16 protein-coding genes are annotated in these 21,121 nt (G+C 42.7%); all 16 read left to right on the plus strand.

The annotated features are described in order from the left end of the window. Nucleotides 1–174 precede the first annotated feature (174 nt). The 16 genes from JYE49_RS12600 (at nt 175) to JYE49_RS12675 (ending at nt 21,037) form a co-directional block, all read left to right on the plus strand. The gene (locus JYE49_RS12600; protein WP_283399428.1) at nt 175–2,598 is read left to right on the plus strand and encodes a sulfatase-like hydrolase/transferase; all 2,424 of its coding nucleotides are present in this window, start codon (nt 175–177) and stop codon (nt 2,596–2,598) included. Nucleotides 2,599–2,649: 51 nt separating this feature from the next. Then, nucleotides 2,650–4,746 carry a membrane protein insertase YidC gene (yidC, locus tag JYE49_RS12605; protein WP_093957868.1) on the plus strand — a complete coding sequence of 699 codons (2,097 nt, stop codon included), beginning with the start codon at nt 2,650–2,652 and terminating at the stop codon, nt 4,744–4,746. Continuing rightward, nucleotides 4,743–5,018, plus strand: coding sequence for a hypothetical protein (locus JYE49_RS12610; RefSeq protein ID WP_093957869.1), 276 nt, complete (start codon nt 4,743–4,745; stop codon nt 5,016–5,018). The genes yidC and JYE49_RS12610 overlap by 4 nt, the downstream gene beginning before the upstream one ends. 33 nt (nt 5,019–5,051) lie before the next feature. After that, on the plus strand, nt 5,052–5,543 hold the full coding sequence (gene lepB / locus JYE49_RS12615) for a signal peptidase I (protein ID WP_093957870.1): 492 nt from the start codon (nt 5,052–5,054) through the stop codon (nt 5,541–5,543). Between the two features lie 18 nt (nt 5,544–5,561). Continuing rightward, a complete protein-coding gene (locus JYE49_RS12620; RefSeq protein WP_093957871.1) occupies nt 5,562–7,379 on the plus strand; it encodes an aminotransferase class I/II-fold pyridoxal phosphate-dependent enzyme in 1,818 nt (605 codons plus the stop codon). Next, nucleotides 7,376–8,341 carry an ornithine cyclodeaminase gene (locus JYE49_RS12625; protein ID WP_093957872.1) on the plus strand — a complete coding sequence of 322 codons (966 nt, stop codon included), beginning with the start codon at nt 7,376–7,378 and terminating at the stop codon, nt 8,339–8,341. The genes JYE49_RS12620 and JYE49_RS12625 overlap by 4 nt, the downstream gene beginning before the upstream one ends. A 328-nt stretch (nt 8,342–8,669) precedes the next feature. Further along, entirely contained in the window at nt 8,670–9,566 is an 897-nt protein-coding gene (locus JYE49_RS12630; protein WP_093957873.1) for a phosphocholine cytidylyltransferase family protein, read from the plus strand. Between the two features lie 21 nt (nt 9,567–9,587). Continuing rightward, on the plus strand, nt 9,588–11,105 hold the full coding sequence (locus JYE49_RS12635) for an ABC transporter substrate-binding protein (protein ID WP_093957874.1): 1,518 nt from the start codon (nt 9,588–9,590) through the stop codon (nt 11,103–11,105). A 73-nt stretch (nt 11,106–11,178) separates the two neighbouring features. After that, nucleotides 11,179–12,183, plus strand: a complete 1,005-nt coding sequence (locus JYE49_RS12640) for an ABC transporter permease (protein ID WP_093957875.1) — start codon at nt 11,179–11,181, stop codon at nt 12,181–12,183. Beyond that, nucleotides 12,116–12,991 carry an ABC transporter permease gene (locus JYE49_RS12645; RefSeq protein WP_093957876.1) on the plus strand — a complete coding sequence of 292 codons (876 nt, stop codon included), beginning with the start codon at nt 12,116–12,118 and terminating at the stop codon, nt 12,989–12,991. The genes JYE49_RS12640 and JYE49_RS12645 overlap by 68 nt, the downstream gene beginning before the upstream one ends. Before the next feature lie 21 nt (nt 12,992–13,012). Then, nucleotides 13,013–14,038, plus strand: coding sequence for an ABC transporter ATP-binding protein (locus JYE49_RS12650; RefSeq protein WP_093957877.1), 1,026 nt, complete (start codon nt 13,013–13,015; stop codon nt 14,036–14,038). Nucleotides 14,039–14,048: 10 nt separating this feature from the next. Further along, complete coding sequence (locus JYE49_RS12655) at nt 14,049–15,056, plus strand: ABC transporter ATP-binding protein (RefSeq protein ID WP_283399430.1); 1,008 nt, start codon at nt 14,049–14,051, stop codon at nt 15,054–15,056. Between the two features lie 36 nt (nt 15,057–15,092). Beyond that, nucleotides 15,093–16,427 carry a sugar phosphate nucleotidyltransferase gene (locus tag JYE49_RS12660; protein WP_093957879.1) on the plus strand — a complete coding sequence of 445 codons (1,335 nt, stop codon included), beginning with the start codon at nt 15,093–15,095 and terminating at the stop codon, nt 16,425–16,427. Nucleotides 16,428–16,733: 306 nt separating this feature from the next. Then, nucleotides 16,734–19,193 (plus strand): sulfatase-like hydrolase/transferase, encoded by a 2,460-nt coding sequence (locus tag JYE49_RS12665; RefSeq protein ID WP_179217383.1) that lies wholly within the window; start codon nt 16,734–16,736, stop codon nt 19,191–19,193. 54 nt (nt 19,194–19,247) lie between these two features. After that, nucleotides 19,248–20,276, plus strand: coding sequence for a DUF6077 domain-containing protein (locus JYE49_RS12670; RefSeq protein ID WP_093957881.1), 1,029 nt, complete (start codon nt 19,248–19,250; stop codon nt 20,274–20,276). Nucleotides 20,277–20,281: 5 nt separating this feature from the next. Then, on the plus strand, nt 20,282–21,037 hold the full coding sequence (locus JYE49_RS12675) for a glycosyltransferase family protein (protein ID WP_093957882.1): 756 nt from the start codon (nt 20,282–20,284) through the stop codon (nt 21,035–21,037). Nucleotides 21,038–21,121 lie beyond the last annotated feature (84 nt).

Here is a 21,121-nt window from a genome sequence, read left to right on the forward strand (position 1 = left end):
CCATAAGATTGAGAACAAATACGGATTCACTAGTAGTGACATTTACAGAAAGGCAGAGAGACGGACATGACCAAACAAAGGTGTTTAACAAGGCTTAAACGGAGTATTCTTCCGGTTTTTTGTCTGGTTTTTACCATGCTGGGTTACGGGCCGACCGAATTATATCTGTCCAATATGGGCAGTGAGGAATTCTGGTTTTCATTCAATGAAATATTACTGCCTTTTGCGGTATTAATTGTTGCTTCTCTGATAATCATTCTGGGACTGTTGATGGTTCTTCCTACAAAAGGATACCATGTTGTCATGGCGATTATTATAGCAGTCAGTGCATTGCTGTTGCTGCAGGCACTTTTCCTTCCGAATGATTATGGTTCCCTGAATGGAGAGGTGATCGATTGGAGCCAGTATTCAGGTCGGCTGGTTTATAATACGGCCATTTGGATTGTTGTGATTGTGGGAGCGGTATTCTGGGCTTTTCGGAATTGGCAAAGTTTCCGGAAAGTAATGCAGTTTACAGCTGTGATTCTATTAGTGCTTCAGACAGCGATTCTGGTTACAGCAGGAATCACTCATCCCGAAGATCATGGAGAAGCGGCAGCGAAAGAAGTATATTTGACAACAGAGGATCTCTATACAGTTTCTTCAGATCGGAATACGATTGTTTTTATTCTGGATGCATTTGATTCACAGTTGATGTGTGATTTGATAGAAGAGCACCCTGAAGAGATTAAGTCATCGTTTGAGGATTTTACCTTCTATCATAATACCAATGGTGGAGCGACACGAACTAAATTTGCCATTCCATATATTTTGACCGGGAAGACGAATGATAACGGTGGATCATATATGAATTACCTGGCGGAAAGCTTTCAAAAAGCTCCGCTTTTTCAGGAACTGAGGAAGGGCCATTATCATTCCGGGATATATACAGAATATGGATATGTAGACTGTAGTCAGACGGAGGCAATTGACAATCTTTCGTCTGGTGGACAGATGAAGGCTGTTTCGCAATGGGGACTTTGCCAGAGCTTGATGAAGATGGTGTTGTTTAAGCAAGCTGCACATATTCTTAAGCCGGTATTCTGGATGTATAGCTTTGAATTGGCTCAATGGCGCGGGGGAAATGGAAACACCGAAGCGGTTCCGTACAAATTGAACGATATTCAATTTTACCAGCATCTTCAGACAGAAGGTATATCAGCTGAAAAAAAAGAGCCCGTGTTCCGTTTTGTTCATATGATGGGAGCGCATGGCCCTTATACCATGAATGAAGATATACAGAAGATTCCGCACGAGCAAGGGAGCATCAAGCAGCAAGGGCTTGGGTCGCTCCGTATAATTGCTGAATATATCAAGCAACTTAAAATGCTTGATGTATATGACAGAACAAATATTTTTGTCTTGGCTGATCACGGAAATAGAGAATATGTTCATCCGAGCTATGAGCAAAATCCTCTGCTTATGGTTCGAGAGGCTGGAAAGTCAAAACCATTTTCCATATCTGAAATCAGGCTAAGTTTTCAAGATCTTTCAGCTATGTTGGCAGAGTCGCTGAAGTCTGTGCCAAATATTGAAGAGAAATATCAAACCGAAGGTACCCGGTACTTCTATGTTGGAAGCACAACTAACAATGGATATACCATCACAGAATATGCATCTGAAGGAAACGCATATGATACAGATAGTTATTACTTGACTGGAAAAGTGTATTCTCCAGCAGAGGAAAACAGTACCGATTACAAATTGGGAGAGGAAATTCTGTTTGGAGATAGGTATGGTGCTCCTGCACAAAGATACATGATCAATGGTTTTTCATATATTGACCCAGACTATGTTTGGTCTAGCGAAAAAGAAGTCGAGTTTGGTTTTAAACTGGGCGATATTAAAGACAATCTGCTGTTGACCATAGAATACCATGCAGTGATGAATGGCTTTCAGCGGTGTTATTTGTATGCAGATGATCAAATGATTGGAAGCTTTTCCACAACGAAAGCAGATGTAAGGAAATTCATTATTCCTGGGGAGTGCGTTAAAGAAGGAATGCTGAACATTCGAATGGATCTGCCGGATTGCTATAATCCTGTGACCCATGGTACCGGGGTAGATAACCGGAATCTGGGTTTGGGTTTTTATAGTATACAGATTGACAGCACCGATGAAGTTTATGAGCCAGAGAAACAGTTGACGATCCATAAGTATGATTTGGGTCAAGAGATTGTTTTCGGGAAAGACGGAAACATGTCCGATTATGCAATCGGTGGGATCAGTGAAGATCATTGGACATCAGGGAAAAAAGCATGGATCCAGTTAGAAGAAGTATCTGCTGATACGGCTCTTACGCTTATAATGGAATACAATACATATAAAGATCAGCAGCATGTAATTATTTGTGCGAATGGGGAGCAGATAGCAGATTATACTGCTGTTGGAAGCGAACAAAAAGAGATGGTTATTCCGCAAGCACTGTTGAAGAATGGGTCGCTGACGCTGGAAATCAATCTGCCGGATGCTAGAAAGCCAGATAATGGGGATCAGCGTGAATTGGGATTATGGATGCGACGGATCGTGTTGAGGAAAGCAGAGGAAAAGAAGGAGTAAGGATCCTATACTTTTGCTCATAAAGATAATAAATACCTGGAGGGGAAGACAGTGCAAGCGGTTGTTTCGGCTATCGGATCAGTGTTTGGTTCTATTATGGGGTTGTGTTATTCACTAGTTCAGAATTACGGACTGGCCATTATTCTCTTTACAATCCTTAGCAAGGTTGTATTGTTGCCCGTTAGTCTGTGGACACACAGAAATGGGTTGAAAGTTGTGAAAATGCAGCCGGAGATCAATAGACTGAAGGTCGAGTATTACGGAGACAAAGACACTATCGCCGAGAAACAGGCTGAGCTGTATAAACGGGTAAAGTATAATCCATTGGCAAGTTTGCTTCCGCTTGCTATTCAGATTATTATCCTGATGGGCGTGATTGAGGTAATCTACCATCCGCTGACTTATCTTCTGCATATGGATACGGAGTGTGTAAACGCCTACCTTTCCGCTGCAAAGGATCTTTTCGGAGTCGATCCGTCTTCCAACCCTGCACAGCTGAGATTGTTAGGGCTGATTATGCAAGGAAACGGCGCAACGCTCGCTTCTGCTGTGCCGGATGTATGGAAAGCCAGCCTCTCTACACTCGAAAGTTTTGATCTTCATTTTCTGGGCGTGAATCTGACCTGGATTGCCTCGGAAATGAGCTTGGTTTATCTGCTGATTCCAGTGGCTGCCGGTGCCAGTTCCTTGATCCTGGCTCTTGCACAGAACCGCCTGAATCCGCTCCAACGGGAACAGAATACTGGCACACAATGGGGAACATTAGCGTTCTCGGTAGGACTTTCCCTGTATTTGGGGTATTTTGTGCCGGCTGGTGTCGCATTGTATTGGGTTGCAGGGAACCTGCTGGCTATCGTGCTGCAGATTGTGCTGAATCATTTGATCGATCCGCGCAAGGTGGTAGACTATAAAGCGCTGGAAGAATCCAGAAAAGAACTGGATGAGTTGCAGAACCTGGGAAAGGATCAGGATCCAAAGGAAGCAAAGATTCTGAGAAAACGGGAAAAAGAGGATTATAAAAGATTTTTTTCCGTTGTGAACAAACATCTGGTATTCTATTCAGAGAGCAACGGCTTCTATAAATATTTCAAAGGATATATCGAATATATCCTGAAAAACACAACTTTGACAATCCATTATGTCACCAGTGATCCCAAGGATCAGATCTTTGAGATGGAAAAGACACAGCCGCAGATTCGGGCATATTATATCGGAGAAAACAAATTGATTACTCTGATGATGAAGATGGACGCGGATGTAGTGTGCATGACTATGCCGGATCTCCAGAACTTCCATATTAAGCGTAGTTATATCAGGGATGATATCGAATATATCTTTATCCAGCATGGCGTGGGTAGCAACAATATGGGAATGCGCCGGGGATGTACGGATCATTTTGATACGGTATTCTGCTGTGGTCCTCATCAGAAGGCTGAAGAGGAACAGATCAGTGAATTGTATCAGCTGAAAAAGCGTGAGCTGGTCGAGGTGGGTTATCCATTAATTGATCAGATGCGGGAAGCATATCAGGAAGAAGAACACAACCCCGGCAATCCTCCCCGGATTCTGATTGCTCCTTCCTGGCAGAAAGACAACATCGTGGACAGTTGTCTGGAATCGTTGCTGGATGAGTTAAAGAAAACGGATTATCAGATCATTGTCCGGCCTCATCCACAGGAGGTGCGCCTGAAAAAGCAGTATATGGATATGCTGAAAACCAAATATGAAGCCGATGGAATTGAGATCCAGACGGATTTCTCTTCCAACAATCCGTTGCTGACTGCGGATATTCTGATCACAGATTGGTCAGGAATCAGTTGGGAATACGCCTTTACTACGCTGAAACCGATTCTGTTTATCAATACGCCCATGAAAGTTATGAATCCAGAGTATCAGAAGATTCAGGAGGTTCCGCTGAACATTCAGCTTCGGGATAAGCTCGGGAAAAATCTTAATACAGATGAAATAGAGAAAGCCGGGGAGACGATTGATTATCTGTTGAAGCATAAGGATGAATATAAAATCCAAATTGACAAACTTGCACATACATATTTATATAATATGGGGCATGCCGCTGAAACCGGCGGAGCATATATAGTGTCTACAATTATAAAAAAGATTGAAGAAAAAGGAGGAACAGAAAGATGAAAAATCGGATTATGAAGGTTCTGGTAGCAGGGTTCGCGGGAGTGTGTGCAATGTTCATGTTCGGGTTGAATGGAAAAGCATATATTGATCCTTCCGTTACATCATATATTATTCAAGCTGTAGCGGGTATTATTATTGCTGTAGCTGCCGTAATCGGTATCTATTTCCGCAAGATCAAGAAGAAAGTGAACACGAAACTGGGTATTGATGAGAACCGGAACAAAGAAGTGGAATCCAATGAGATTCTGAAAAAACAACAGGATGACGATTGATTTTGAGCTATAAGCCGGGAAACAGACAAAACCATGCGGAGAAAAACTAAAGGCAGTATTGGTGAAAAAAGCCGGAAGATATTACCGGCCTTCTTCATGATCCTTGTTGCAGGAATCTGTTCTTGTTTTTTCTATCAGCTTATGCTGATTCAGGGAGAATCAATGGAACCGTCCTATCATAATATGCAGCTTGTGGTTCTAAACAAGATAGATCGACTGTATCAGTTGGGCGATGTAATTGCTTTTCAATGCAAAGAGTTAAACTCCGTACTTGTGAAACGGATTGTTGCCGGTGAAGGAGATACTGCATATATTCGGAATGGCACGCTATACGTTAATGGTGTAGAAAGTTTGTTTTATCCACCTGAAGCATTTTTATATTCTGGATTGTTGGAAGAACCCATTCAACTGGGAAAGGGCGAATACCTGGTGATAGGTGACAATCTTTCGGAAAGCAGAGACAGTCGCTATCCGGAAGTTGGCGTTGTGAAAACCGGTACGATTATCGGAAAAATATGCAGATAAACGGAAAGGGAGAACGATATGCAGGCAATCATTCTTGCGGCAGGGATGGGGAAAAGACTTAAGGAACTGACTCAAAACAATACAAAATGTATGGTCAAGGTAAATGGGGTTACGCTGATTGACCGGATGCTCCATCAAATTGAAAAAAAGGAGCTTTCCCGGATTATCATTGTTGTTGGCTATGAAGGACAGAAACTGATAGATTATATCGGCACGCTTGGAATTCAGACACCGATTGAATTCATCGAAAATCCCGTGTATGACAGAACCAATAATATATATTCCCTGGCCCTTGCAAAGGAATGGTTGGTACAGGAAGACACTCTGCTTTTCGAATCTGACTTGATTTTCGAAGATGCTATACTGGATGCCATTTTATCCGATCCCCGGGAAACACTTGCACTTGTGGATAAATATGAATCCTGGATGGATGGTACCTGCGTCAAATTAGGAGACGATGACAGTATAGAAGCGTTTGTTCCTGGAAAACAATTCAAATTCAGTGAAATCCGGGATTATTACAAGACTGTCAACATATACAAATTCAGCCGTCACTTTTCCGAAACGCATTATGTGCCTTTCTTGGATGCATATCAGTCCGCATTAGGCAAAAATGAATATTACGAGCAGGTTCTGCGTGTTATTACCATGCTTGATGAGCCTGAAATCAAGGCTAAGAGACTTGAGGGTCAACGTTGGTATGAAATAGATGATATTCAGGATCTGGATATTGCAGAATCTATTTTCACACCAGATGAAGATGAACGTGTCAGACTTCTTCAAGGACGTTACGGGGGATACTGGAGATATCCAAAGCTTCTTGATTTCTGTTATCTTGTAAATCCTTATTTTCCTCCGGAAAAGATGAAGGATGAGCTCAGAGCAAATTTTGACACACTGCTCACAGAATATCCCAGCGGAATGCGTGTAAACAGCCTGCTGGCAGCCAAGAATTTCAGTATTCATCAGGAGAATATCCTTGTTGGCAATGGCGCCGCGGAACTGATTAAGAGTTTGATGAGTTATTTAAAGGGTACTGTTGGATTTATCAGACCTACTTTTGATGAATATCCTAATCGCTATGACCGGAGTAATTCGGTGGACTTTACTCCGGATAACAGAGATTATTCCTATACTGCAGAAGATTTGATCAACTATTTTAATCAGCACAAGGTGGACAATCTGATTGTGGTTAATCCGGACAATCCCAGCGGTAACTACATTCCCAAAGCTGGTTTGCTGAAGCTGATTGAATGGAGTAAGAAAGAGAGTATATGTCTGGTTATTGATGAGTCATTTGTTGATTTTGCGGATGAGCCGGACAATACTATTATTGATCAAAGCATTTTATCCAAGAATCCTCATCTCTTTGTGATGAAGAGCATTTCCAAATCTTATGGTGTTCCCGGACTTCGGCTTGGTGTACTGGCATCCGGCAATGCGGAAACCATTGCGAAAATGAAAAAAGATGTTGCTATATGGAATATTAATTCCTTCGGGGAATTCTATATGCAGATTGAAGAGAAGTATAAGAAAGATTATGCGGCAGCGCTTGTAAAGATCAGAGCAGAACGAGCAAGATTCCAGACTGAACTTGGAAAAATAAAGGGGGTTAGAGTTGTTCCGTCACAGGCGAATTTTGTCATGGTGGAGTTAAATGAGGATATTCATCCAAAGGAACTATTGAAGAGATTATTGATAAAACATAATCTCCTTATAAAGGAACTGACAACGAAAACAAATGGCAGAAACTATTTAAGACTTGCAGTTAGAAATACAGAAGACAATGATACACTCATCAGGGCTATGAAAGCAGAATTGGAAGGGACAATATGAAAATAATCAGTTTTGATGATGTTAAATCTCTGAATATCTCGCCTACCGATTGTTATCGATGGGTAGAGGATATGATTAAAAACAAAAAAACAGCACAACTACCGGCTAAAACGCATATGAATATGCCGGGTAATGTTTTCTGTAATGTAATGCCATGCATTGTTGCACAATCCAAAGATTCTTTTGTTGGAGGAGTAAAAGTCGTAACAAGATATCCAAATAGAAAGCCATCATTAGATAGTAAAATTCTGTTGTTCAATGCCGATTCGGGCGAGTTTCTTGCGTTAATGGATGGCAATTGGATAACTGCTATGAGGACAGGTGCTGTTGCTGCACATTCAGTAATTCATTTTGCAAAGAAAAACTGGAATACTATTGGTTTAATTGGTTTAGGGAATGTTGCACGCAGTAGTATGCTGATTTTGGCTTCCATGTGTGATAAACCTATAAAGGTAAAATTACTGCGTTATAAAGACCAGGCAGAAGAGTTTCAGAAGAGGTTTTTAAGGTATTCGAATATTGATTTTATTATTGTAGATACTGTTGAAGAATGCATTAAAGATTCCGATGTGATTCTTTCCTGTGCAACATATTTTGAAGATGATATAGCACAAGATTCATGGTTTGATGAAGGTGTTTTAGTTGTTCCGGTTCATACTCGTGGGTTTACGAATTGTGATTTGTTTTTTGATAAAGTATATGCAGATGATACGGGACATGTTGATCATTTTAAGAATTTTGACAAGTTTCGCTATTATGCAGAGGTTAGTGATGTTGTAAATGAGAAAGCGATAGGAAGAGAAAACGATAAAGAAAGAATTCTTGCATATAATATCGGATTATCTATTCATGACATTTACTATGCTGCACATATATATGATATGATAAAAGCCAAACCGGATGTATTTAGTATGCTTTCAGATGCAGATATGTGTGATCCAACAGAGAAATTTTGGGTTTAATGAATCTTGTGGCGCATAGTAAGTGAGTTGTTGACTGATTTCCATCATAAGATGAAAGGATTTGTTGTGAAAGGATAAGAGGCGTTCGGATTGATTCGGATTCAAATGACAAGTATTATATTGTGTTTTTTCATTCGGGCTGAAGGTGAGCCAATAGAGATTGACAGGTTTATGAAAACGAAAACAACCTATATTATTCAGACAATGGAATAGTATCAGAGAATTGCGATTGAGCATGAAGGATTTCACCATAAAGATTGTATTGTAACAGACCGGTAAAGCTTCATAAAGTTATACTGGCAACAGACAATGAGTAGGAAAATGAAAGATGGAAAGAATAGAATTTGAGGTACTGAGTGCTTGCGCCGAGGGAATCGATTTTACTCTGCAGAAAGAAAATCTTCATTATTCTGAAAGCGATGTGCAACAGACAAAAATAAACCTGGAACGAAAAGAATTGCTAAATGGAGACACTGTTACAGAGCAAGGATTGAAGGAGCTTGAACCCTACCGGGTAAAGCGAGTTGTGTTTCTTGCGGCAGGCTTTGGTTCGAGAATGGTTCCTATCACAATAAATACACCGAAGCCGATGGTTCGAGTCAACGGAAAACGGATTATCGAAACATTGATTGATGCGGCAATTGGCGCCGGAATCAGTGATATATACATTGTTCGCGGATATCTGGGAGAACAGTTTGAACTGCTGCAAAGAAAGTATCCGAATATCCGGCTTGTTGATAATCCGGACTATGATGGTACGGGCACGATCTCATCATTCTATTATGCAAAGGAACTGCTGGAGAATGCATATGTGATGGAATCGGATCTTGTCCTTAAAAATCCGAAGATCATACGGCGCTACCATTACTGTTCAGACTTTATGGGTACCAGGGTGGATGGGACGGACGATTGGTATTTTCGGACGGAAGATAATGGTCATATCACCGAGATCGGGGTGGGAGGATCAGGAAAAAACTGTTATAAACTGATTGGCATTTCCTATTGGAATAAGGAAGACGGGAGAAGACTGGCGGATGATATCCGGACAGCGTATGAAAGCCCGGAAGGTCGCAATTTACCTATGTCGTTTATTCCTTTTCGTGTGTTCCGGGACCAATACAGGGTTCAAATTATGCCCTGCAGAGAATCGGATATTATTGAGATCGACTCGTTCGAGGAACTGCAGGTGTATGATAAAGCATACCAAATCCATTCATCAAAATGAGAAAGAGAGGAAGAGAAGAGCATGAAGACCCTGACAAGAACGGTTGCCCTGGTAATGATTCTTTTGTTTGTGTTGACAGCTGCCGCATGTGCGGAGGGATGGAACGGAACCATCACGATAGTTCAGTCCTCTGATGTGATTGGTTTTGATCCGACTGCATCAACGGATACCAACAACAAAAACGTCCTGAAGAACATGGTTTCACGACTGTACGAAACAGACGATTATTTCAATCCCGTTCCTGTTCTAGCGCAATCCTATACTCAGGTGGATGATTACACCTGGGAATTTAAAATTGCGCAGGGTGTTCAGTTTCATGATGGTTCGATTCTGAAAGTAGAAGACGTGATCTACAGTCTCGAACGTGCGAAAGAAAAATCCTCTTCCGGGAAGACACTGCTCGGACCTGTCGAAAAGTTTGAAAAGATAGATGATGAAACCCTCCGTATAACTACGTCAACGGTTTACGGATCCCTGCTGACCGCTCTTTCTAACTCTGCTTGCACGATTCTTTCACAGGCATGGATTGAAAAAGCTGAAGCAGGAGAGTGTGACTGGGATGAAGTAATCAAGAATGGCGCAACAGGCCGATATATTCTCGGAAACCGGGATATCGGAAACCAGTGTGTGTTGCTGAAAAATGACAATTATTTTGATCCGGATGACGCAGCACAGAATGACAAACTGATTTTCCGTATCATACCCGAGGCAACCACCCGTACTATTATGGTACAGACCGGAGAGGCCGATGTGAATGTTAATTTCGACACGGCTGCGATGGCAGATTGCTTGATTGACCCGAATGTCGAAGTTTTGGAACATGAATCCTCCACAATTTACTATATTGCCCTGAACTGTGAGAAAGGACCTTTCACCAACAAACAGCTCAGGCAGGCAGTGGCATGGGCGATTAATCGCTCTGACTGTCTGGAAGTTGGCTACAATGGTTACGGAAAAGTCTGGTCCAATGTCTGGGCACCAACGGTTTATGGCGCAAAAGATGATCCTTATACTTACGACATGGAAAAAGCTGCTGCGCTGGTTACGGCTTCAGGATATGCAGGACAAGAAATCAAGGCTTGTGTAAAGACTGACGCGGAAGAACGGATTGCACAGGTGGTGCAGGCATATCTCGGAATGGTGGGCATTAACATGAGTTATACCCGGATAGACAACACTATTCTGACTGAAGTAATGAGTAATAATGAATACGATATGGCGTTTGACTATACTGCATTCTATAATGATCCTGAGCTGTTTGTCGGTCGCCAGTTCCAGGCATCCGGTATCGGCGCGAAGAACTATGCTCATTACACCAACAGTACGGTGGATGAACTGATGGAAAAAGCAAAGGCAACACTGAATGAAGAGGAACGAGCAGAGATCTATCATCAGATCAATACGATTCTTTGTGATGATTGTCCCTGGATTGGAATGTTCAACAGTAATCTTTATGCGTTGGCGAGAACCGGTATTATTGGTGTGAACATAAACGTAGAAACGACTTACTGGTATAATACAATCCGTTATGAAAAATAATGCGTAAAGCATACACGTCCCGGGATTGTCCGTAATCGAATGATCCCGGGGCTGTTTGTTTGAGGATACCGCGATGTTACGATATTCATTCAAGAGAATTGTGTATATGATTCCGGTTACGGTAGCAGTAATTTTTATCGTGTATCTGATCATGTATCTGACGCCTGGTGATCCGGTGGCACTGTTGTTGGGAGGAGATGCAACACCGGAGTTGATTGTGGAAACACGTGCAGAACTGGGAATCAGTGATCCTTTTTTTGTTCAGTTCGGGCGATACCTGTGGAATCTGGTTCATGGGAATTTTGGTATGTCCTGGTATACCGGCAATCCGGTTTCTGAACGATTGTTTGCAGCAGTTCCCTATACAGCCAAGTTAAGTCTCGGCGCAATGATGGTGGCGCTTGTAATTTCCATTCCTTTCGGGGTAATTGCCGCAGTACGCAGAAACACTATAGTGGATTACCTTATCAGTGTGTTTGCGATGATTGGTGTATCTGCTCCGACCTTTTGGGTAGGCACCATGCTGATTCTGTTGTTCGCACTTGAATGGAGGTCACTGCCATCTGCTTTTGACGGTACGTGGAAGAGCTACATCCTTCCGACTGCTACGCAGGGGTTTTATCTATTGGCCAGTATTGTCAGAACCCAACGATCTTCGATGCTGGAGGTTCTAAGCTCAGATTATATACGGACTGCGCGGGCAAAGGGCGTGAGCCATTTCAGTGCAACCTATAAACATGCACTTAGAAACGCAGTACTTCCGTCCATTACGGTAGCCGGACTGGATTTCAGCATGTTAGTCGGAGGATCTGTTGCAATCGAAACGGTTTTTGCTATTCCTGGCGTTGGTCGATTAATGATCGACAGTATAAAACTGCATGATACTCCTACGGTAATAGGATGTATCGTTTTTGTATCTGTGATGGTCAGTATCATCAATCTTCTGGTGGATTTGCTGTATGGATTCATTGATCCGAGAATAAAAGCTCAGTATCTGAAGGGAAATAATCATGGCAAGGGAAAGAATCAGAAAGAAGAAGGAAAGCCAGGCCAGGCAGATATGGAGACGGTTTCGTAAAAACCGGATTGCGATGGCCGCATTGGTTGTGCTGACAATTATTGTGTTATTGGCCTGTCTGGCGGATCTTATCTGGAATTATGAAAAGGATGCCTGTCAGATCAATGTGCCGGCTCGGCTTCAGAAACCGTCTGCTGAACACTGGCTTGGAACGGACGAAATGGGCCGGGATATGCTTTGCCGGATAGTGTACGGTGCAAGGGCTTCATTGATCGTCGGACTTGCAGCCACTACTTTTGCCCTTCTTGTTGGAGGGGTTCTCGGGGCTGTTTGCGGGTATTATGGTGGAAAACTGGATAATATAATCATGCGTTGTACAGATGTTCTGCTGGCAATTCCGGGATTGCTTCTGGCAATAGCTATCATGAGTGCGTTCAAACCAAACATCTTCTATATTAGCCTGGCGTTGGGAATATCTTACATTTCCAAGTTTACCCGCATTGTTCGCTCCGCAGTACTGACTGTGCGGGAACAGGAATATATCGAAGCGGCTAAAGCCATTGGCGCAAAAGATCATACGATTATTCTGAAGCATCTGCTGATGAACTGTATGGCTCCAATTTTTGTTCAGTATGCACTGGCCATTGGAAGTCGTATATTGTCGGTTTCCACGCTGAGTTATATAGGCATGGGCATACAGGCACCTACACCGGACTGGGGGAATATGTTATCCGGGGCACGGGCGTATATCCGTGGAAATGCCTATCTTGTGCTTGGTCCCGGTATAGCTTTACTATTAACAATCAGCGCTTTTAATCTGATAGGTGACGGACTGAGAGACGCGATGGATCCAAGGCTCAAGAAATAGTAAATTAACAGGAGAGTGAAAATGAGCCGATATAATAATCTGATGCTGGAAATCAGAGGATTGGTTGTTGAGTACCGGACAGAAGATGAAACAGTTCAGGCAGTCAACGATATTAATCTCTGGATCGAAAAAGGCAAATCTCTCGGACTGGTTGGAGAAACCGGTGCGGGAAAAACGACAGCAGCGCTATCTATCCTTAATCTTCTTCCGGAGACTACTGGGGTGATTGTGGATGGGACTATTACGCTGGATGGAGAAGCGATTATCCGAAAAAACAGAGACGGAAAAAGTGTCTCGGCGATGACGGATTCTGATATGCAGAAAATCCGTGGCGACAAGGTTGCAATGATATTTCAGGATCCGATGACAGCGCTGAATCCGATTTTTACTGTTGGGTATCAAATCGCAGAAGCTGTGAAGCTGCATCAGAAATGCAGTAATAAACAAGCAGAGAAAAAAGCAGAAGAAATGTTGGAACTGGTTGGCATTCCAGCTAGCCGGAAGGATGAATATCCACATCAGTTTTCCGGTGGCATGAAACAGCGTGTTGTAATAGCTATGGCACTTGCATGCAATCCGGTACTCTTGATAGCTGATGAACCGACAACAGCACTGGACGTGACTGTACAGGCACAGGTTCTTGAAATGATCAAAGGACTGAGCGAAAAGCTGGGGACATCCGTATTGATGATTACCCATGATCTGGGAATCATTGCAGAGATGTGCGACGAAGTATCTGTGATGTATGCGGGAGCTATTGTGGAACATGGAACCCTAGAGGATGTGTTTGACCGAACGAGACACCCATATACCCGCGGCCTATTCAATTCTCTTCCCAACATCCAGAACAGAACGGCAAGGCTTAAACCGATCCGAGGCTTGATGCCAGACCCTTCCAATCTTCCCATGGGCTGTGCGTTTGCGGATCGATGCGATTATGCGACTGAGAAATGCAGAGGCGAAAAACCCAGGAAACAATGGCTAACGGATTCGCATTTTGTTGCCTGTCATTTATATGAAGACGGAAGAGATGAGGACAGGCTGTAAGGGGAAATGTATGATGATCCATAGGGATATATTACTGGACGTACAGCATCTGACAAAATATTTCAGCACTTCAAACGGAATGCTTCATGCAGTGGATGATGTATCGTTTCAGATTGAACGTGGAAAAACTCTGGGAATTGTAGGAGAATCCGGTTGCGGAAAGTCCACTATTGGACGGACGATTCTGCGACTGCTTGAGCCGACAGCTGGAACGGTGATCTTTGACGGTGTCGATTTGGCTACGCTCAGCAAAAAAGAACTTCGAGAAACCCGTCAGAAAATGCAGATAATCTTTCAGGATCCGTTTTCATCCCTGGATCCCAGAATGACAGTTAGCCAGACGATTGCAGAGCCTTTGAAACTGCATGGTATTATCAAGGATAAGAAAGACCGCGAAAAACGGGTTTTGGAGTTGATGGATACTGTTGGTCTGGCAGAGCGGCTTTATGATACTTATCCGCATGAACTGGACGGTGGACGCAGACAACGGATTGGTATAGCTCGGGCGTTGGCGATGAAACCGAAGTTTATTGTATGTGATGAACCGGTATCTGCGCTCGATGTATCAATCCAAGCTCAGATCCTGAATCTGATGAAGGATATACAGCAACAGGAAAACTTGACATATATTTTTATTACCCATGATCTTTCCGTGGTGAATCATTTTGCAGATGATATTGCTGTAATGTATATGGGTCGGATGGTAGAAAAAGCACCTTCAGAAGTATTGTTCGAGCGACCGATTCATCCTTATACACAGGCACTTCTTTCGGCTATTCCTGTTCCGGATATCCATCATGAGATGAAAAGGATTGTCCTCACGGGAGAGGTAACTTCTCCGATTGATCCCAAACCCGTATGCCGGTTTTCTGCCAGATGTCCTTCTGCCGGAGATGAGTGCTTGAAATGCGAACCTGTTTTGACAGAAACAGAACCGGATCATTGGGTGGCGTGTCATATGAATGTCCAGACAGTACGTGATACAGAATACAATCAGGATAACAGTAAAGAACGATAAAAGGAGGAAAGCCGGGAACATACCCGGTAAGGTTTTATGAATATTATTCTTTTAAGCGGTGGTTCCGGAAAACGGTTATGGCCATTATCCAACAATGTACGATCCAAACAGTTCCTGAAGATCTTCAGGAAGACAGATGGCACAAAAGAGTCCATGGCACAGCGGATGTACCGGATGATCAAAGAAGTGGACAATGATGCTACTGTCACGATTGCCACGAGCGAGAACCAGATTCCTCAGATCAGGGCGCAGCTTGGGGAGAACGTCGGGATCAGCGTGGAACCGACGAGAAGGGATACTTTTCCGGCAATCGCATTGGCTGCAGCATTCCTGAGGGAAAACGGAGTGGGAAAGGATGAACCGGTTATCGTCTGTCCTGTGGATCCCTATGTGGAGTCTGACTACTTTGAATGCCTGAAGGAATTGAGTGACGAAGCCGGGAAGGAAAACGCTGCCTGTCTTACGCTAATGGGAATAGAACCGACCTATCCGAGTGAAAAGTATGGATATATTATTCCCTGTTCTTCCGGTCATATCGCTGCTGTTTCGGAATTCAAGGAAAAGCCTTCCATGGAAACTGCGGAGAAGTATATTGCTGCCGGCGCATTATGGAATGGCGGTGTTTTCGCGTTTAAACTGTCCTATGTACTTGATATTGCACAATCCATTTTCGGTACCTGTGATTATCAGGAACTATATGATCATTATGCGGATTGTCCCAAGATCTCCTTTGACTATGCTGTAGTGGAAAAGGAGAAAAGTATCAATGTGGTTCGCTTTGCGGGAGCATGGAAAGATCTGGGCACCTGGAATACGCTGACAGAAGCAATGGACGAAGCGACAACGGGAAACGCAGTTGCAGATTCCTGTAACAACACGCATGTGATCAATGAGCTGGGTATTCCGGTCATTGCGCTGGGAGTTGAGGATGCGGTCATCGCCGCTACGCCGGACGGGATTCTGGTAAGTACAAAGGAAAAAAGCCCGGAGCTCAAGTCTTTTGTTGCGGACAGCCGGCCGATGTATGAACGTCGCGGTTGGGGAGAATACAAGGTTCTTGATTACAAAAGCCACCAGGACGGGAATAACAGTCTGGTTAAGGAACTGATTCTGACACAGGGACAGCATATCTCATACCAGCGGCATAAGCACAGGATGGAAGTCTGGACTTTTACCGAGGGAACTGGTGAGCTTATCCTGGACGGGGAGGTTAAACCGGTCAGTCGGGGAGACGTGGCAGTGATCCGGGCCGGCATGAAGCATGCCATCCGGGCTGTCAGCGAGCTTCATATCATTGAGGTTCAGATCGGAAGTGAGCTGACAGAGGACGATATTGAGCGGCTGGATTGGGATTGGGGTACCAGAGAGTAAGCAGAGATTTTTCATATAATATAAATAAGTACAGGTTTGAAAACCGAAAGGATACAGTATTCGAAGGCTGAATGCTTATACTGGATAAAACGACAATGGTATTCATGTTTTGACTGCAAGAGAATTGCCGTGTGGGACAGGAGAAAACTTGTATTCCTGAAGAGCAAGAAGATGCATTAACATATACAAACGGTTAGGAACAGACACAGATTAATTCATAGTTACAACAATGAAAGGCTGTGAATGAACATGACCCCCCAAAAGCGTCTGAGAAGGCTGACATGGAGTATCTTTCCTGTATTCTGTATGGTTTTTACTCTCTTCGGTTATGGACCAGCAGAGCTGTACTTTTCCAACCAAGGAAGTGAAGAGTTCTGGTTCGCATTCAGTGAAATATTGTGGCCGGTTGTGTTCATCGGCCTGGGAGTATTTATTGTTGTTTTAGGATTGCTGATGGTACTTCCAACAAAGGGCTACCATTATGCTTTGGCGACGATCATGGCAGTATCTGTGTTGATGCTTGTTCAGACACTTTTTCTGCCAAACAATTACGGGTCTCTGAATGGGACTCAAATAGACTGGAATCAGTATACGGGACGCCTGATCTATAATACAGTTATCTGGCTTGCAGTTATTGCCGGAGCGATTTTCTGGGCGATTCGAAACTGGATCGGGTTCAGGAGTTGGATGCGAATTGCTGCCGTAATCTTGCTGTTCATTCAAGCAGTCATATTAGTCATAACGGGAGTAACAAATTCTGGCAGGAAAGCGGAAAAAGAAATTGAAAATGTTTATTTAACGACAAACAATCTTTACACAGTATCAGATAATGAGAACACAATTGTCTTTGTTCTGGATGCATTTGATTCGCAAATTATGTGTGATCTTCTTGAGGAATATCCGGAAGAATTGACATCAATCTTTAAGGATTTTACGTTTTATCATAATACAAACGGCGGAGCAACTCGAACAAAATACGCAATTCCTTATATTCTGACCGGAAAAACAAATGATACAGGCGGAACTTATGCTGAATATTTAAAAGAAAGCTTTCAGGAATCCCCATTATTCAAAGAACTGCGGACAGGAAAATACAACACAGGCTTCTTTACAGAATATGGATATGTGGATCGGACTCAGACGGATGCTATTGAAAATCTATCATCCGGGGGAATGCATACCACATCAGAATGGGGTCTTTCTCAGAGTGTTCTGAAAATGACTGCATTTAAATATATGCCGCATATATTAAAGCCATTTTTCTGGATGTACAGTTTTGAATTGGCACAATGGCGCGGAGGCAGTTCTGAGGCAACAGCATATAAAATAGATGATATACAGTTTTATCAACAACTTCGGGAAAAAAAGCTTGCTTTTGTGAGTGGAAAACCGGCGTTTCGTTTTATTCATCTGCGTGGTGCACATGGGCCATTTACAATGGATGAAAACATGAATTCCATTCCTCATGAACAAGGAACAGAGAAACAACAGGCGTTAGGGTCGCTTCGTATTGTGTCTGAATATATAGAACAATTAAAGGACCAGGGTGTCTATGACAATACTAATATCATTATTCTGGCGGATCATGGCGATAAGGGATATGTAAAGCCCAATTATGAGCAAAACCCTTTGCTAATGATAAAAATGATGCATGAGAACAAGGATTTTTCTGTTTCGGATTTAAGTCTGAGCTATCTGAATATATCTGGAATGATAGCAGAGCTACTGCGAAACGGTTTTATCAGGATAGAAGATTATGAGGTGGAGGGTGCACGATATTTTTATGTTGGGGCAGAGAGTAATAATTCTTATCACCTGATTGAATATGCATCACATGGAAAAGCATATGATGCCAGCAGTTATTATGCTACGGGGCATGATTATGAATATCAGAATAATGATATAACCTATAATCTTGGAACAATTCTTTACTTTGGAGAAGCAGGCGGTTCAACTGCTAAAAGGTATTTTGTCAAAGGCTTTTCATATCCGGAATCGTCTTATGTCTGGACGAGTGATAATGAGGTCAAATTGCAGTTTGATCTGGGGCTTGTGGAAAAGGATCTGGCGTTGTCTTTCGATTATGTGGCTGTATCGAAAAAGCCGCAGAGAGTATATATTTATGCTGGAGATCAGTTGATTGCGAGCTATATAGCTCAAAAGGCAGAAAAAAAGGATTTTATTATTCCCAAAGAGTCTGTAAAAGAGGGAATTCTGAATATTACATTCAAACTGCCGGATGCACTTAGTTCTCTGAAAGCAGGAACCGGTATTGATGGACGTATAACATGTCTTGCGCTAAAAAGTATCCTAATAGATGTGAGCGATTATCCTTTTGAAGAGGATAAACAATTATGTATTAAAAACTATTCGCTTGGAGAAGAGATAACTTTTGGTTCAGATGGAAATATGGGAGAATATGCAATCAGTGGTATCAGCAATGATCATTGGACAAACAGCAAGAATGTGACGATGAAGCTGTATGATGTTCATGCAGATTCCGATCTTGAATTTGTCTTCTCTTATCGATATATTAATAGTGGGGAGCAACATGTTACGGTTTTTGCCAATAAAGAACAGATTGCTGATTATGTCGCAACTGAACCGGAAGAAAAAATTCTGATTATTCCCAAATCTATCATTTCTAATGATGTGATCTCTATTGAGATTAATTTTCCGGACGCAACACCAGGAAGTAAGGATAAACGAGAACGTGCGCTGTGGATAAAACGAGTAGTGATACGAGAAGCCGAGTTGCTACAATAGGGTTTAGTGAGGTTGGTAACTGATTATAATCATTCTGGCCTGTGAGGATAATTAATGAGAGAAGCTGTTTTGCCATTTCTGGGGTATGCAATTCTGCAATTGATCGTGATTGTTGCGGGGTTGAATATCATCGGAGAAAAAGAAATAAGATGGACGGGACTCCTGAAATCATGGATAACGGGACAGATGCTGCTTTTTGCGGCTCTTCAGGTACTTGCTGTATCAATGATTCTGCTTCGTTGGGAATTCAGTGTTCTGTTCTGGACGTTCTGCGGTGTTGTTATTGTTCTCTTCGGACTAGGAATCAGAAAAATCAAAAGAATTAAACTGACTATACACAAATTATCCCCGATTGCTCTCGTTTTTCTTGTGGCTTCCATACTTCTTATTCTGTCGCAGGCGGGTATCTATTTCTTTGGGATGCACTTGGATGAAGATGATGCCCGATGGCTGGCCGAAGCGAATGATGCGATAGAAACCGGTGATATGATGACGAGAAGTTATCATACAGGTGAATTGCTCGGAAAATTTGCTGAAATGCGGGACGTGGTATCCCCCTGGCCGATGCTGTTTGCAATACTGTCACGTGTTCTTTTTACCCGTGTCTCCATTGTTGCACATACTATTTATCCAACGGTAGAGATTATTCTGGTATATGGAATTTATTATCTGATAGCCTCAGAACTACTGCAAAAATCAGAAGCCCGACTGACTTTTGTTCTGTTTGCGGCGCTGATCCAATATTTTTACGGTGGTTCGGTATACACACAGGGAACATTCTCTCTGATACGGATCTGGCAGGGAAAAGCATCTGTTGCGGCGGTTATTATCCCCTTGCTGTTCTATTTCTTTATCAGTGTTAACAAAAAGAACAGAACACGGGACTGGATATACATTGCACTGGTTGGACTGGCAGGCTGTCTAATGTCCGGTATGGGGATCAGTATTACACTGATTCTGATCGGAGTGTATGGAGTGTATAATATTCTGGCATATCAAAACTGGAAGCGGATTCCTTTCTTTATTGTATCAGTGATCCCATCGCTTGCTTTCGCATTGACTTACTATTGTCTTAAGGGGTGATCGGGATGATAGAAGAAGTCAGCATGACATTCAATGGGAACTGGTATCTCATTATCATGGGGATAGCGGTTCTGGCAGGCTTGATATGCTGTAAAGGAAAGAGAAAACTCTTCTTTGTTCCTGCTGTAATTATTTCTGCAGTGATTCTCAATCCTCTGATGTACGAGTTCTGGAACAAGTTCAGTGCATATGGATACTGGCGGTTGTTATGGATCCTGCCAGTGGTTCCGGCGTGCGCCATGATTCCGGCATATGCTGTTGAATGGACAAAAAATAATGTCGTCAGGATTGTGGCTGTCGGAATAGCGGTTGCAGTGTTTGTTTTTGGCGGGTCTATTGTCTTTAGCCTTTGGAACACTCATTTTGCAGAGGCAACCAATCCGGACAAACTGCCGGATTCAGTCGTAAAAGTGGGAGAAGCGCTTCTGGAAATAAACGAGCAGCCGTATGTGGTAACGGACAGTTCGTTAAGCCAATATCTTCGGCAGTATTCAGGAAAAATCCATTCAATGTATTCCCGTGACGTTGTCTTTGAAGGAGCAAATTCACCTCAGGCTAAGGAAACGTATGAGAATCTCGCTTCATCGCAGGGGGATATGGACATTGTTGCACGGAATATGATGTCTTACGGTTATCAATATCTGGTGACGAACAATAGTGATGAAGCAAGAAAAGCTAAAATTGAAGCGGCAGGGTTTTCATTTGTCCGGCAAGTAAATGGATATGGCATTTACAGGATAGAAGATACAGTCATGGACTGATAACTGTAACGCTTGAGATACACTGTATAAGAAGCATATGCTCACAAAGAGTATGCATTATATACCATATAAAAAACAGGAGGC

Origin of the sequence: Aristaeella hokkaidonensis (genome assembly GCF_018128945.1) — a bacterium.
In the GTDB taxonomy this organism is placed as follows: Bacteria; Bacillota; Clostridia; order Christensenellales; family Aristaeellaceae; genus Aristaeella; species Aristaeella hokkaidonensis.

Coding starts and splice junctions, on each gene's coding strand:
- JYE49_RS12600 (WP_283399428.1), top strand. CDS start 175: ATGGGCAGTGAGGAATTCTGGTTTTCATTCAATGAAATATTACTGCCT.
- JYE49_RS12610 (WP_093957869.1), top strand. CDS start 4,743: ATGAAAAATCGGATTATGAAGGTTCTGGTAGCAGGGTTCGCGGGAGTG.
- lepB (WP_093957870.1), top strand. CDS start 5,052: ATGCGGAGAAAAACTAAAGGCAGTATTGGTGAAAAAAGCCGGAAGATA.
- JYE49_RS12620 (WP_093957871.1), top strand. CDS start 5,562: ATGCAGGCAATCATTCTTGCGGCAGGGATGGGGAAAAGACTTAAGGAA.
- JYE49_RS12625 (WP_093957872.1), top strand. CDS start 7,376: ATGAAAATAATCAGTTTTGATGATGTTAAATCTCTGAATATCTCGCCT.
- JYE49_RS12630 (WP_093957873.1), top strand. CDS start 8,670: ATGGAAAGAATAGAATTTGAGGTACTGAGTGCTTGCGCCGAGGGAATC.
- JYE49_RS12635 (WP_093957874.1), top strand. CDS start 9,588: ATGAAGACCCTGACAAGAACGGTTGCCCTGGTAATGATTCTTTTGTTT.
- JYE49_RS12640 (WP_093957875.1), top strand. CDS start 11,179: ATGTTACGATATTCATTCAAGAGAATTGTGTATATGATTCCGGTTACG.
- JYE49_RS12645 (WP_093957876.1), top strand. CDS start 12,116: ATGGCAAGGGAAAGAATCAGAAAGAAGAAGGAAAGCCAGGCCAGGCAG.
- JYE49_RS12650 (WP_093957877.1), top strand. CDS start 13,013: ATGAGCCGATATAATAATCTGATGCTGGAAATCAGAGGATTGGTTGTT.
- JYE49_RS12655 (WP_283399430.1), top strand. CDS start 14,049: ATGATGATCCATAGGGATATATTACTGGACGTACAGCATCTGACAAAA.
- JYE49_RS12660 (WP_093957879.1), top strand. CDS start 15,093: ATGAATATTATTCTTTTAAGCGGTGGTTCCGGAAAACGGTTATGGCCA.
- JYE49_RS12665 (WP_179217383.1), top strand. CDS start 16,734: ATGGTTTTTACTCTCTTCGGTTATGGACCAGCAGAGCTGTACTTTTCC.
- JYE49_RS12670 (WP_093957881.1), top strand. CDS start 19,248: ATGAGAGAAGCTGTTTTGCCATTTCTGGGGTATGCAATTCTGCAATTG.
- JYE49_RS12675 (WP_093957882.1), top strand. CDS start 20,282: ATGATAGAAGAAGTCAGCATGACATTCAATGGGAACTGGTATCTCATT.